The organism is Arthrobacter sp. 10T44 (genome assembly GCF_056393885.1).
The window spans coordinates 481443-494282 of the sequence record NZ_JBFTGT010000004.1 but is presented as its reverse complement, the minus strand read 5'-3'; the positions used below and the strand labels follow the sequence as shown (position 1 = coordinate 494282).

At 70.4% G+C, this 12840-nt stretch carries 13 protein-coding genes; all 13 read left to right on the top strand.

The genetic code is table 11. From position 1 onward, the window contains the following. The first annotated feature begins 31 nt into the window (after positions 1 to 31). The 13 genes from dacB (at position 32) to AC1DBL_RS10215 (ending at position 12840) form a co-directional block, all read left to right on the top strand. Positions 32 to 1546: a D-alanyl-D-alanine carboxypeptidase/D-alanyl-D-alanine endopeptidase gene (gene dacB, locus AC1DBL_RS10275; RefSeq protein WP_476926041.1), complete on the top strand. Its 1515-nt coding sequence runs from the start codon at positions 32 to 34 to the stop codon at positions 1544 to 1546. Positions 1547 to 1694: 148 nt separating this feature from the next. Next, positions 1695 to 2831: a zinc-dependent metalloprotease gene (locus AC1DBL_RS10270; protein WP_476917270.1), complete on the top strand. Its 1137-nt coding sequence runs from the start codon at positions 1695 to 1697 to the stop codon at positions 2829 to 2831. A gap of 98 nt (positions 2832 to 2929) precedes the next feature. Next, positions 2930 to 3967: a tRNA lysidine(34) synthetase TilS gene (gene tilS / locus AC1DBL_RS10265; protein ID WP_441418146.1), complete on the top strand. Its 1038-nt coding sequence runs from the start codon at positions 2930 to 2932 to the stop codon at positions 3965 to 3967. A 29-nt stretch (positions 3968 to 3996) separates the two neighbouring features. Then, positions 3997 to 4548, top strand: a complete 552-nt coding sequence (hpt, locus tag AC1DBL_RS10260; protein WP_146336115.1) for a hypoxanthine phosphoribosyltransferase — start codon at positions 3997 to 3999, stop codon at positions 4546 to 4548. 211 nt (positions 4549 to 4759) lie between these two features. After that, a complete protein-coding gene (gene ftsH, locus AC1DBL_RS10255) occupies positions 4760 to 6826 on the top strand; it encodes an ATP-dependent zinc metalloprotease FtsH (RefSeq protein ID WP_476926040.1) in 2067 nt (688 codons plus the stop codon). Between the two features lie 9 nt (positions 6827 to 6835). Further along, entirely contained in the window at positions 6836 to 7492 is a 657-nt protein-coding gene (folE, locus tag AC1DBL_RS10250) for a GTP cyclohydrolase I FolE (RefSeq protein WP_476926039.1), read from the top strand. Positions 7493 to 7504: 12 nt separating this feature from the next. Continuing rightward, positions 7505 to 8452 (top strand): dihydropteroate synthase, encoded by a 948-nt coding sequence (gene folP, locus AC1DBL_RS10245; RefSeq protein ID WP_476926038.1) that lies wholly within the window; start codon positions 7505 to 7507, stop codon positions 8450 to 8452. Between the two features lie 12 nt (positions 8453 to 8464). Next, positions 8465 to 8824, top strand: coding sequence for a dihydroneopterin aldolase (gene folB / locus AC1DBL_RS10240; RefSeq protein ID WP_476893009.1), 360 nt, complete (start codon positions 8465 to 8467; stop codon positions 8822 to 8824). Then, positions 8821 to 9375 (top strand): 2-amino-4-hydroxy-6-hydroxymethyldihydropteridine diphosphokinase, encoded by a 555-nt coding sequence (gene folK, locus AC1DBL_RS10235; protein WP_476926037.1) that lies wholly within the window; start codon positions 8821 to 8823, stop codon positions 9373 to 9375. The genes folB and folK overlap by 4 nt, the downstream gene beginning before the upstream one ends. Next, on the top strand, positions 9372 to 9896 hold the full coding sequence (locus AC1DBL_RS10230) for a DUF3180 domain-containing protein (RefSeq protein WP_441418139.1): 525 nt from the start codon (positions 9372 to 9374) through the stop codon (positions 9894 to 9896). Before folK ends, AC1DBL_RS10230 begins: the two co-directional genes overlap by 4 nt. After that, positions 9877 to 10389, top strand: a complete 513-nt coding sequence (locus AC1DBL_RS10225) for a PH domain-containing protein (protein WP_476926036.1) — start codon at positions 9877 to 9879, stop codon at positions 10387 to 10389. Before AC1DBL_RS10230 ends, AC1DBL_RS10225 begins: the two co-directional genes overlap by 20 nt. Then, on the top strand, positions 10386 to 11927 hold the full coding sequence (locus AC1DBL_RS10220; RefSeq protein WP_476926035.1) for a PH domain-containing protein: 1542 nt from the start codon (positions 10386 to 10388) through the stop codon (positions 11925 to 11927). The genes AC1DBL_RS10225 and AC1DBL_RS10220 overlap by 4 nt, the downstream gene beginning before the upstream one ends. After that, the gene (locus AC1DBL_RS10215) at positions 11920 to 12840 is read left to right on the top strand and encodes a Rossmann-like and DUF2520 domain-containing protein (protein WP_441418137.1); all 921 of its coding nucleotides are present in this window, start codon (positions 11920 to 11922) and stop codon (positions 12838 to 12840) included. Before AC1DBL_RS10220 ends, AC1DBL_RS10215 begins: the two co-directional genes overlap by 8 nt.

Here is a 12840-nt window from a genome sequence, read left to right as displayed (position 1 = left end):
GACATTTCGGGACTAAAGGACCAGCAGCAGCATGAAACGCACAACGAGCCGTGAGGGTACGGCTCCGGCGCCCGGAAGGTTCGGGCGGATCGTCCCGATGCTGCTCCTGACCCTCCTGGTCATGGCGCTCGCCGTCCCCGCGGGCCTGGTGGTCAGTCCCGGATTCCGCGGCCCAGCCCTTCCCCCGGAACCTGCAGCGGCGGGCCCGTGGCAGCAGATGCCCGCCACCCTCAGCGCTCCCGACGGCGGCTCGGAAACCGCCGGAGGCATGCGGCCGCTCAGCGCCGATGCGCCGGTGCCGAATGCCGCCACCGTTGCCGCCCAGCTCAAAGCCACGCTGAAGACCGACGGCGCCGGGTCCTTCAGCGGCCTGGTCCAGGATGCCCTCACCGGGAAGGTGCTCTTCGACCGGGCCGCCGACGAGGTCCGCGCCCCCGCTTCCAACATCAAGCTCCTCACCGCCGCCGCCGCGCTGCGCACCCTCGGCCCGGACCGGCGCTTCAGCACCAGGGTTGTGGCCGGACCCACGCCGGGCACGGTCGTCCTGACCGGCGGCGGAGACGTGCTGCTGGGTGCAGGCGAGTCCGCACCGGATGCTGTCCTGGGGCACGCCGGGCTCGCCACCCTCGCGCAGACCACGGTCCGTGCGCTGCAGAAGGCCGGCGTGGCCGGTCCAGTGACCGTCCTGCTGGACGATTCCCTCTTCAGCGGACCGTCCCTGAGCCGGGCCTGGAGCCCGGACGACGTGGCGGCCGGCGAAGTGGCGCCGCTGTTTCCGCTGGCCCTGAACTCGGCCCGCTTCGACCCCGCCGTCACCACCGGACCCCGCCCCCGCGACGCCGCCATGACGGCCGCCGAGGCCTTCGCGGACCGGCTCTCGGCCGCCGGCGCCGCCGCGGGACTCACCGTGGCGCCCGACGTCGCAAGGCTGCCGGCCGGGCGGAAGCCCGCCGCGGACGCCGGCGGACAGTCAGGCAAGCTCCTCGCCGAAGTCCAGTCCGCCACCGTCAGCCAGCAGGTGGACCTGATGCTGCGCACCTCGGACAACTACCTCACCGAGGTCATGGGCCGGATGGTGGCGGTGGCAAGCGGCAAACCCGCCAGCAACGACGGCGCCGTCGCCGCCGTACTGCAGCAGCTCGAGGAGCTGAACATCCCTTCGGGCACCCTCCGGGCCGCCGACCTGGCCGGGCTGACCCTGGAGAACAAGGTCTCGGCGCGGCAACTCTCCGCCGTGATCCGTGCCATGACCACCGGCACAGACACCCGCCTCCGCTCCGCCCTGGCCGGGTTTCCGGTGGCCGGGCTGACCGGAACACTCGGCAGCCGGTACATGGATACCAGCACTTCCCGGGGTGCGGGCCTGGTCCGCGCCAAGACCGGAACGCTCAACACGGTGATCGCACTCAGCGGCTACGTCGTGGACGCCGACGGCCGGCTGCTGGTCTTCTCCTTCATCGGCAACGGCCTGACGCCCGGCGCGGCCGGCAACAAGGCCGCCCTGGACCGGACAGCCTCGGTCCTGGCCGCCTGCGGCTGCCGCTGAGGCCGCGCCGTTTCGACGGTTCGCTGCGCACTCGACGACTCGAAACGCCTAACCCGCGGGGAACCATCTAACCGGCGGGTCCCGGCTGCCCGTTCGCCGCCCGACGAATTTAAGGCGCTTCCCCGCTCCGCTGTGATCTGATGGGGCTATGGAGTCCTCTTCGCACGAGACATCTGCCCAGGCACCAGGCCAAACACCAGCCCAGGCCCTGATCAACTGGGAGCTCGCCGCGTCCACGGCCGCGCGCCTCACCCCGGCCGGCCCCTCGCTCGGGTCCGCGGAGATCGGCGCCGCCGTCGAGAACCTGCGCCTGATGGCGGACATCTCCGTTCCGCACGTGCACGACATCACCGGCCTCGAGGCCGCCCGCGACCTGCGGGACTCCTCCGTCCTGGTGGTGGACCGCGCCTCGTGGGCCAAGGCGAACACACAGAGCTTCGCCGTGATGCTGCAGCCCGCCATCGAGAAGATGCTCGAAAGCCGGCGCGGGACCGTCAGCCCGGGCGCCGCGAGCGTCGGCGGCGCGATCACCGGCAGCCAGCTGGGCGCGATCCTGGCGTTCCTCTCCAGCAAGGTCCTCGGCCAGTACGACCCGTTCTCGGCGCTGGCCGAGAATTCCACCGCCCCCGCCGCGGGCCGGCTGCTGCTGGTGGCGCCCAACATCATCTCCGTGGAGCGCGAGCTCAACGTCGCGCCCGAGGATTTCCGGCTCTGGGTGTGCCTGCACGAACAAACCCACCGCGTGCAGTTCGCGGCCGCACCCTGGCTGCGCCACCACATGCTGGAACAAATCGAGGACCTCAGTGAACACCTGCTGGGCAACGTCGACTCGATCATGGAACGTGCCGCGGCGGCCGCGAAGGCCCTCAAGGACCGGGCCGGCTCGGGCGCCGCCCCCGGCCGCGGGGCAATCCTGGACCTCCTGCAGGACCCGGCGGAGCGGGCGGCGATCTCGCACCTGACCGCCGTCATGAGCCTGCTGGAAGGCCACGCCAACGTGGTCATGGATGCGGTGGACGCCAGCATCGTCCCCTCGGTCAAGACCATCCGGCAGCGCTTCAACGCCCGCGGCACGGACCGCGGCGCCATCGAGAAGTTCATCCGCAGCCTGCTTGGGCTGGACGCGAAGATGCGGCAGTACAGCGACGGTTCGAAGTTTGTCCGCGAAGTGGTGGACGCCGCCGGAATGCAGGGCTTCAACAAGGTCTGGGAGTCCGCCGACCACCTTCCCACCGAGCCCGAAATCCACGACTCCAAGCTGTGGCTCGAGCGGATGGGGCTCTAGTCCAGGTGCCGGCCCCAACCCACCCGGATCTCCCGGCGGCTTCCCGCGGACGACGACGGCCCGGCCGGCTGGCGCCCGTCGTCGGCAAGGCGCGGAAGATGCTGCAGGACGCCTTGGCCGACGCCGGCTACCCAGAGCGGGTGCTTGTGGCCTGCAGCGGCGGTCCGGATTCGCTGGCGCTTGCCGCCGTCGCGGCCTACTTCGCCCGCCGCGGCCACGTTGACGGCCACCCGATTTCCGTCGGCGCCGTCGTCGTGGACCACCAGCTTCAGCCCGGGTCCGCGGAGGTGGCCGCGGCGACAGCGGCGGCGCTGCGGGAGCTGGGACTCGCCCCCGTGCAGGTCAGGACCGTTGACGTTGCCCCCGCCGGGATGGGCCCGGAGGCCGCCGCGCGGGACGCCAGGCACGCCGCCCTCGAGGCCGCCGCCGACGATACCGGCGCGGCGGCCGTCCTGCTGGGCCATACCCTGGACGACCAGGCCGAACAGGTCCTGCTGGGACTGGCGCGCGGCTCCGGCACCCGCTCGCTCGCCGGGATGCGGCCGGCCCGCGGCCGCCTGCTTCGGCCGTTCCTGGGCCTGCGACGGGCCGACACCCTGGAAATCTGCGCCGTCGAAGGCCTGGACCCGTGGCACGACCCGAGCAACGAGGACCCCGCCTTCGCCCGGTCCCGGACCCGGGTGGAGGTGCTGCCGATGCTGGAGGAGAAGCTTGGCCCGGGGGTGGCCGAGTCGCTGGCCCGGACGGCGGCGATCCTGCAGCTCGACGCCGACTACCTCGAGGATGTGGCCAACGACACCTTTGGCCGCCTGCAGGAGCGCTCCGGGACCGAGCTCAGCCTGCCCGAGGCCGCGCTCCGCGAACTGGCGCCGGCCGTCAGGTTCCGGGTGATCGCCAAGGCCGCCGCCGCCGTCGGGGGTCAACAGCCCAGCTACCAGCGGCTGCTGGCCGCCGAAGCGCTGCTTCGCCGGCAGGGATCCGCGGGACCCGTGGAGCTTCCCGGCGGCGTGAGCGTCTACCGGCTCTCCCTCGCCCAGCTGCTCGCGGCCGGGCAGTCCGCCCCCGCCGGCGTTCCCCGTGAGGGCGCCCGCTGTGGGAAGCTTGTATTCCGGCCTCAAAAACCGCCCCAAGAATAGTCGCACCCGCATCTACACAGGAGCCATTGGTGGATTCAAACGACGTCCAGGCAGACCTCAAGCACGTTCTCTACTCCAAGGAGCAGATCCAGACCCGGATCACTGAACTCGCTGCCCAGATCGACAAGGACTACGAAGGCCGCGATCTGCTGATCGTTGGTGTGCTCAAGGGTGCGGTCATGGTCATGGCCGACCTGGCCCGTGCGCTGCACAGCCACGTCTCGATGGACTGGATGGCCGTCTCCTCCTACGGCTCCGGCACGCAGTCCTCCGGCGTGGTCCGCATCCTCAAGGACCTCGACACCGACCTGATGGGCAAGGACGTCCTGATCGTCGAAGACATCATCGACTCCGGCCTCACGCTTTCCTGGCTCAAGACCAACCTGGAGTCCCGCGGCCCCGCCTCGGTGGAGATCTGCACCGCATTCCGCAAGCCCACCGCCGCCAAGGTCCAGATCGACGTCAAGTACGTCGGCTATGACATCCCTAACGAATTCGTCGTCGGCTACGGCCTGGACTACGCCGAGAAGTACCGCAACCTGGACTTCGTGGGCACCCTGGCGCCGCACGTCTACGAGTAACCCGGGGACCGCACCGGCAGCTTCCCTCCGGCTCGACGCTGTGCCTGGTCTGCGCCCGCACAGCCCCCGCTACGCCGACAGGGAACTTTTAGCCCTGACCGTGCGTGAGTTACTGCGACGGTGTATAGCTATAACCTGACGCAGCACCACACGCGCGCAGATCGGTCGCCGTGCAGCACTACCAGGAGGGACGGGGCCAGCCCCCGATCAGATGAAAGCTAAGAGTTTCTTCAAGGGCCCGGGCATCTGGATTGTCGTTGTAATCGGCATGCTCCTGCTGGCCTTTGCCACCCTGGCCCCGGGCGGCTCCGTCCGGATCGACACGGACCGGGGCCTGGCCCTGCTGGCCGACAGCGACAAGGTCGAGCAGGCCAAGATTTTCGACGCCGAGAACCGCGTGGACCTGGTCCTGAAAAACGACATCCAGATTGACGGCCAGGACAAGGGCAAGAACGTCCAGTTCTACTACGTCAACGCCCGCGCGGCGGACGTCGTCAAGGCCGTAACGGCTGCCAAACCGCCGAGCGGCTTCACCGACCAGCCGGTCGAAAGCAACTGGTTCTCCGGCCTGTTCTCCCTGCTGGTCCCGGTGCTGCTGCTGGGTGTGCTCTTCTGGTTCCTGCTCTCCCGGATGCAGGGCGGCGGCTCCAAGGTCATGCAGTTCGGCAAGTCCAAAGCCAAGATGGTCAACAAGGACATGCCGCAGGTGACCTTCAGCGACGTCGCCGGCGCCGACGAAGCCGTCGAGGAACTCGAAGAGATCAAGGAATTCCTCCAGGAACCCGCCAAGTTCCAGGCCGTGGGCGCCAAGATCCCCAAGGGCGTGCTGCTGTACGGCCCTCCCGGTACCGGCAAGACCCTCCTGGCCCGTGCGGTCGCCGGCGAGGCCGGCGTTCCCTTCTTCTCCATCTCCGGTTCCGACTTCGTTGAAATGTTCGTCGGCGTCGGCGCCTCCCGCGTCCGCGACCTGTTCGAACAGGCCAAGGCCAACGCGCCGGCCATCATCTTCGTGGACGAGATCGACGCCGTCGGCCGGCACCGCGGCGCCGGCATCGGCGGCGGCAACGACGAGCGCGAGCAGACCCTCAACCAGCTGCTGGTTGAAATGGACGGCTTCGACGTCAAGACCAACGTCATCCTGATCGCGGCCACCAACCGCCCCGACGTGCTCGACCCCGCCCTGCTCCGCCCGGGCCGCTTCGACCGCCAGATTTCGGTCGAGGCCCCGGACCTGATCGGCCGCGACCAGATCCTGAAGGTGCACGCGAAGGGCAAGCCGATGGCTCCCGGCGTCGACCTCAAGGCCGTCGCGAAGAAAACCCCCGGCTACACCGGCGCGGACCTCGCGAACGTGCTCAACGAAGCCGCGCTGCTGACGGCCCGCTCCAATGCCAACCTGATCGATGACCGCGCGCTCGACGAGGCAATCGACCGGGTGATGGCCGGTCCGCAGAAGCGCAGCCGGGTCATGAAGGAACACGAGCGCAAGGTCACCGCGTACCACGAGGGCGGCCACGCCCTGGTGGCGGCGGCACTGCGCAACTCTGCCCCGGTCACCAAGATCACCATCCTGCCGCGCGGCCGCGCCCTGGGCTACACCATGGTGGTTCCGGAGAACGACAAGTACTCCGTGACCCGCAACGAACTGCTGGACCAGATGGCCTACGCCATGGGCGGCCGGGTGGCCGAGGAACTCGTCTTCCACGACCCCTCCACCGGTGCCTCGAACGACATCGAAAAGGCCACCGGAATCGCGCGCAAGATGGTCACCGAGTTCGGCATGAGTGAACGCGTCGGCGCCGTACGTCTCGGGCAGGGCGGCGGGGAGCCGTTCCTGGGCCGCGACGCCGGACACGAGCGCAACTACTCGGACCAGATCGCCTACGTCGTGGACGAGGAAGTGCGCCGCCTGATCGAGGGCGCGCATGACGAGGCCTACGCGATCCTCACCGAGAACCGCGACGTCCTGGACCAGCTCGCGCTGGAACTGCTGGAACGGGAAACCCTGAACCAGAGCGAGATCGCCCAGGTCTTCACGAATATCCGCAAGCGCGATTTCCGCGAGATCTGGCTCTCCAAGGAGAGCCGGCCGATCCAGGCCGTCGGCCCGGTGGAGTCCCGCCGTGAAAGGGCCGAGCGCGAAGCCCAGGAAGAAGCCAAGGAAGCCCGGCTCGAGGAGCCGCTCGACGCCCGGCCGCCGCACGCCCAGGGCGTGCCCGGACAGGAGTCCTTCCAGGACGGCGTCACGGATCTCGGGCCCGACGTCCATCCCGGCTAGGCTTCTTCTGTGACTTCCTACTTCGACGACGACGACGTTCCCGCCGCCGCCGGCTCCCTCCCCGCGGGAGAGCCGGCGGAGGCCGCGGGCCAGCCCGGAACCAAGGTGGACCGCCCGCGGATCCAGGCGGCGGTGCGCGAGATCCTGATCGCCATCGGCGAGGACCCGGACCGCAGCGGACTGCTGGACACCCCCAAACGGGTCGCCAAGGCCTACGCGGAGATGTTTGCCGGCCTGCACCACGACCCGGCGGAAATCCTCGCCACCACCTTCGACCTGGACCACGAAGAACTGGTACTGGTCAAGGACATCCCGTTCTACTCAACCTGCGAGCACCACCTCGTGCCGTTCCACGGGGTGGCCCACGTCGGTTACATCCCCTCGCACGACGGCAAGGTCACCGGCCTGAGCAAGCTGGCCCGGCTGGTGGACATGTTCGCCCGCCGCCCGCAGGTGCAGGAGCGGCTGACCACGCAGATCGTCGAAGCCCTCGTCACCCACCTCAAGCCGCGCGGCGCGATCGTCGTCGTCGAATGCGAACACCTTTGCATGTCGATGCGCGGCATCCGCAAGCCCGGCGCGAAAACCGTCACCAGCGCGGTCCGCGGGCAACTGCATGACCCGGCCACCCGCGCCGAAGCCATGAGCCTCATCCTTGGAAGGTAACAAAAACAGACTATGGATTCCCTAGCCGCAGCCCCTGGAACAGGACCTGCCACCTCGCCGCTGCCCGTGCTGCGCAAGCCGCGCCCGGCTGCGAGTTTCAAGGACCTGCCGACGGACCGCACGCTCGTGATGGGGATCCTGAACGTCACCCCGGATTCGTTCAGCGACGGCGGCCGGCACGCGACGGCGGACACTGCGGTCGCCGCCGGCCTGCGGATGTACTACGCCGGCGCAGACATCATCGACGTCGGCGGGGAATCCACCCGCCCCGGTGCCGCGGAGGTCAGCGTCGAGGAGGAAAAGCGGCGGGTACTTCCCGTGATCGAGGCGCTGGTCAAGGCCGGCGCCCTGGTCAGCATCGACACCACGCACGCCGCCACCGCCGAGGCCGCGCTGGCGGCCGGCGCCACGATCATCAACGACGTCTCCGGCCTCACGATCGAGCCGGAGATGGTTGAGCTGGTGGCCCGGAGCAAGGCGCCCTACATCCTCACCCACCGCCGCGGCGACGCGAGCACCATGGACTCGCTGACCGACTACGGCAACGTGGCCCGGGAGGTCGCCGCCGAGCTCGCCGGCGTGCGCTACAAGCTGTATGCCGCCGGCGCCTCGCCGGAGCAGATCATCCTGGACCCCGGCCTGGGCTTCGCCAAGAACGAGGCGCAGAACTGGGAACTCCTGCAGAACCTCGACGTCCTGCAGGCCATGGGCCACAAAGTCCTGGTCGCCGCGTCCCGGAAACGGTTCCTGGGCAGCCTCCTGACCGTCGCCGGAAAGGCCGCCCCGCCCCAGGATCGGGATGCCGCCACCGCCGCCGTCACCGCCATCAGCGCCTTCCGCGGCGCCTGGGCGGTCCGCGTGCACGACGTCGGCCCCAGCCTCGACGCGGTCAAGGTCGCCGCCCGCATCGCCCCGGGTCCGCGCACCGGATCGGCGCCGGCCGTGCCCGGCAACGGCTGAGACGGCCGCCCCATGGACCGGATCACGCTAAGCGGCGTCACCGCCGTCGGGCATCACGGAGTGTTTGATTTCGAACGCCGGGACGGCCAGCCGTTTGTCGTCGACGCCGTGCTGCACCTCGACTTCAGCCAGGCCGCCGCCAGTGACGACGTGCGGGACACCGCGCATTACGGCGAAGTGGCCGAGTGCATCCGCGGCTGGATCACCGGCGCGCCGCTGAACCTGATCGAGGCCCTCGCGGTGCGGATCGCCGACGACCTGCTGCTGCGCTTCCCGGTGGCCGCCGTCGACATCACCGTGCACAAGCCCAAGGCCCCGATCGAGGTCGAGTTCGGCGATGTGTCCGTCAGCGTCCACCGGGACCGGCCATGAGCCCCCACGCAGCGCCCTACACCCGCTCCGTGATCGCGCTCGGCAGCAACCTGGGGGAGCGCAACGACACGCTCTCCGCCGCCGTCGCCGACCTCGTCGACCCGCCGGAGGTGCGGCTGCTGGCCATCTCGCCGATCGTGCAGACCAAGGCCGTAGGCGGACCGCCGGACCAGCCGGACTTCCTGAACATGGTCATCGCCGTGGAAACCTCGCTGTCCCCGGAGGAACTGCTGCGGCACTGCCACGCGGTGGAACAAAAGCACCTGCGGGTCCGTGAAGTCCGCTGGGGTCCGCGCACCCTCGACGTGGACATCATCACCTACGGCGACCTGGTGAGCTCCGACCCGGACCTGACGCTTCCGCATCCGCGCGCCGCGGAGCGTGCCTTCGTGCTCTACCCCTGGTCCCTGATCGACCCCGCGGCCGAGCTCAACGGCGAACGGGTGGGCGACCTCGCCGCCAAGGCCGCCGACTTCCCGGACCTCGCGCCGTTCGACGGCTTCGAAGACCTCAAGGGCGCGGCTGGAGCCGCGCCGGTGGAGGCCCCATGAAGCCGGTCAGCCCGCTCCTGCTCCTCGTCATTGCTGTCGCGCTCGCCGTCCTGGGCTGGCTTGCCGCCCTGATTTCCGGACGCTACAGCCTCGAGACCCCTGTGCTGCCGCTGACCGGCCTGCTCACCATGGGCGTGATCGTGGCCCTCACCCTGATCCTTGGCGTCCGTGTGCTGCGCTGGCGCAACGGCAAGAAGAAGAGAATGCTCAACCCGATCCTGGCCGCGTGGACCCTGGTCCTGGCCCAGGCCTGCGCCTACACCGGGACCGTGCTGCTGGGCTGGCACGCCGGAATTTTCCTGGACCAGCTGAGGCTATGGTCCGTGCGCAGCGGTCAGTCCATCACCTGGGAGACGCTGTCCATGGCCGGCGGCGGCCTCGTGATGGTGGTGGTAGGCCTGGTGGTGGAGCGCTTCTGCCGGATTCCTCCCGAGGACGGCGACGCCGAGGGGAGCCCCGGACTGCAGGGCAAGCGCGGCAAGCCCAAGGCTGAAGGCGAATATGCGTACCGAGGCGATTGACCCGCCCGGGCTGGTCTGGCGGCGGGTGTCACCCCGGTACGTGACCGTGCGGCTGGTGGGCTGGGCGCTGGCCAACCTGGCCGCCGTCGCGGTCCTGTCCCTGCCCCTCGTGCTGGTCCTGAACGGCGCGTGGGGCTGGCCGCCGCTGTGGATCGCCGCCGCCGTGCCCGCCGCAGCCTTCCTGCTGGCCCTGTGGCGGCTCGTGCTCATCCCGCGACAGGTGCGGTCCATCGGTTACGCCGAACGCGAGGACGACCTGCTGATCCGCCGTGGCATCTTCTTCCAGCGCGTCCTGGTGGTCCCGTACGGGCGGATGCAGTACGTGGACATCGGGGCCGGCCCGGTGGAGCGCGGCCTCGGCCTGTGCACCCTGAAGCTTCACACCGCCTCGGCCGGCACCAGCGCGGAGATCCCCGGCCTGCCCGCGGAGGAGGGGGCGAGGCTCCGCGAACAGCTGTCCGCCCGCGGCGAGGCCCGCCTGGCCGGGCTGTGACGGCCGCCGGGGACAGCTGGCGGCGCGTGCATCCGGCATCGCCGTTCGTTCGGGGCTGGGTGGCGCTGGCCGCGATGTTCTTCTTCTTTGGCCGCGATGCCTTTGAACGCCTGCTCCAGGGCGGACCCGTCATTGACGATCGGCTCGCCGGACGGGCGCCATGGCTGCTGCTTGGCGGCGGCACGGTGCTGCTGCTGACCGTGCTCGGCTTCGTGCTGAGCTGGTACTTCACCCGGTACCAGGTGGCTGACGGGTACGTGCGGGTCAACACCGGGTTCCTGTTCAAGCAGCAGCGCCAGGCCCGGCTGGACCGAGTCCAGGCAATCGACGTCGTGCAGCCCCTGCTGGCGCGGATTTTCGGGCTCGCCGAGCTCAGGTTCGAGGTCGCCGACGCCGGCCAGTCCGCGGTGCACCTGGCCTACCTGCCCCTGGCCGAGGCCCGCCAGCTCCGCGCGACCATCCTTGCCCGTGCCTCCGGCGCCGGAGGCGGGACGCCGGCGCCGGTAACGGCGGGGCAGGATCCGGGGCAGCGGGCGGCCGTCGCCGAGGAGGCGCCGGAACATGCCGTACTCACCGTGCCGCCGCCGCGGCTGGTCGGGTCGCTGGTGCTGAGCGAGCAAAGCGTCGTCATCGTCCTCGGCGCCGTGGCCTCGGTGCTGCTCTCCGCCTTCACCGAGAACCGCAGCTTCTACTTCTATCTGGTCCCGGCCGGCCTGGGCCTGGCCGCGGCGTACTGGAACTCCTTCAACAAGGGCTTCAACTTCACCGCCGCCATTTCCCCGGACGGTATCCGGCTCCGCTACGGCCTGCTGGACACCCAGGCCCAGACCCTGCCGCCGGGGCGGATCCAGGCCGTGCGCGTCAGCCAGCCGCCGCTCTGGCGGGTCTTCGGCTGGTACCGGATGCAGGTCAACGTGGCCGGCTACGGCACCGCCGGCAGCAACGGCGAGGCCTCCGCCCGGACCACCCTGCTGCCCGTCGGAACGCTGGCGGAGGTGTTCACCATGCTGTCGCTGGTCCTGCCCGACCCCGGCACCCCGGACCCCGGGCGCGTCTTCACCGCGGGGTTGAACGGGCTGGCGCCCGCCGGCGGCGCCGGCCGTTCCGCCGCTCCGGACGGCGGCGACGACGCCGCTCCGGAAGACGGCGGCTTCGTCACCACGCCGAGGCGGGCCCGCCTGCTGGCCCCGCTGGGCTGGCGGCGCAACGGCTTCACCGCCACCGACACCGCGCTGCTGATCCGCTCCGGCCGCTGGTGGCGCCACCTCATCCTGGTCCCGCACCAGCGCACCCAGTCGATCGCGCTGCAGCAGGGCCCGCTTGCCCGGCGCTTCCGGGTGGCGGACCTGGTCCTGCACACCACCGCCGGGCCGGTCGCGCCGCGGCTGATCCAGGCCGGCCTGGACGAAGGCCGGGCCTTGCTGGACGCGCAGGCGGCCCGCGCCCGGACCGCGCGGAAACGGCAGACCAGCGAACACTGGCTCGCCCCGGCAGAGCACCTCGTACACGCACCAAAGGAAGGTCCGCAGCATGGCTAAGCCAGGACGCCTCGGCGTCGGAATCATCGGAGCCGGCAAGGTGGGGGCCGTCCTGGGGGCGGCGTTGCGCGCCGCCGAGCACGCCGTCGTCGGGGTCTCCGCCGTCTCGGACGCGAGCCGGGAGCGCGCCGAAACCCTGCTGCCCGGCGTTCCCATCCTCGAGGTGCAGGACATCGTGGAACGCGCCGAACTGGTACTGCTGGCCGTCCCGGACGACGCCCTCGGTCCGCTCGTGGAAGGGCTCGCGAAACTCGGCGCCTGGCAGCCCGGGCAGCTCGTTGCCCACACCTCCGGGCGATTCGGCGTCGGGATCCTGCGCCCGGTCCGCGCCGCGGGGGCCATCCCGCTGGCGCTGCACCCCGCCATGACCTTCACCGGCATGAGCCTTGACCTGACCCGGCTGCTGGACTGCAGCTTCGGCGTGACGGCCGACCCGGCCATGCTGCCGATCGCGCAGGCCCTCGTGGTGGAGATGGGCGCGGAGCCGGTCGCGATCGCCGAAGCTGACCGCACGCTGTACCACGCGGCCCTGGCGCACGGCTCAAACCATTTGGTCACGCTCGTGGCGCAAGCCTCCCAGCTGCTGCGCGAAGTGGGCGTCGAAGCCCCGGAACGCATGCTGGGCCCCCTGCTGCGCGCCAGCCTGGAAAACGCCCTCGCCTCGGGAGAGTCGGCGCTGACCGGTCCGGTGGCGCGCGGGGATGTGGGGACTGTCGCCGCGCACTCGGAGGCGCTGCGCGAACTCGACGGCGGCTCCGGCGGCGATATTCTTGAGGCGTACCTGGCCATGGCCCGGGCAACGGCCCGCCGTGCGGGTAGCCGCGGGCTGTTGAAGCCGGAGCAAATCGACGGCATCAGGCAGGCGCTCGAGGCCCCCGACGCCGGCGGCCCGATTCCTGAGGAAGGACCCTGA

What these genes read in the sequence shown, in the direction of transcription:
- dacB (WP_476926041.1), top strand. Translation starts at nt 32, where the DNA reads ATGAAACGCACAACGAGCCGTGAGGGTACGGCTCCGGCGCCCGGAAGG.
- AC1DBL_RS10225 (WP_476926036.1), top strand. Translation starts at nt 9,877, where the DNA reads ATGCGTACCGAGGCGATTGACCCGCCCGGGCTGGTCTGGCGGCGGGTG.
- AC1DBL_RS10230 (WP_441418139.1), top strand. Translation starts at nt 9,372, where the DNA reads ATGAAGCCGGTCAGCCCGCTCCTGCTCCTCGTCATTGCTGTCGCGCTC.
- tilS (WP_441418146.1), top strand. Translation starts at nt 2,930, where the DNA reads ATGCTGCAGGACGCCTTGGCCGACGCCGGCTACCCAGAGCGGGTGCTT.
- folP (WP_476926038.1), top strand. Translation starts at nt 7,505, where the DNA reads ATGGATTCCCTAGCCGCAGCCCCTGGAACAGGACCTGCCACCTCGCCG.
- folK (WP_476926037.1), top strand. Translation starts at nt 8,821, where the DNA reads ATGAGCCCCCACGCAGCGCCCTACACCCGCTCCGTGATCGCGCTCGGC.
- ftsH (WP_476926040.1), top strand. Translation starts at nt 4,760, where the DNA reads ATGAAAGCTAAGAGTTTCTTCAAGGGCCCGGGCATCTGGATTGTCGTT.
- AC1DBL_RS10215 (WP_441418137.1), top strand. Translation starts at nt 11,920, where the DNA reads ATGGCTAAGCCAGGACGCCTCGGCGTCGGAATCATCGGAGCCGGCAAG.
- AC1DBL_RS10270 (WP_476917270.1), top strand. Translation starts at nt 1,695, where the DNA reads ATGGAGTCCTCTTCGCACGAGACATCTGCCCAGGCACCAGGCCAAACA.
- folB (WP_476893009.1), top strand. Translation starts at nt 8,465, where the DNA reads ATGGACCGGATCACGCTAAGCGGCGTCACCGCCGTCGGGCATCACGGA.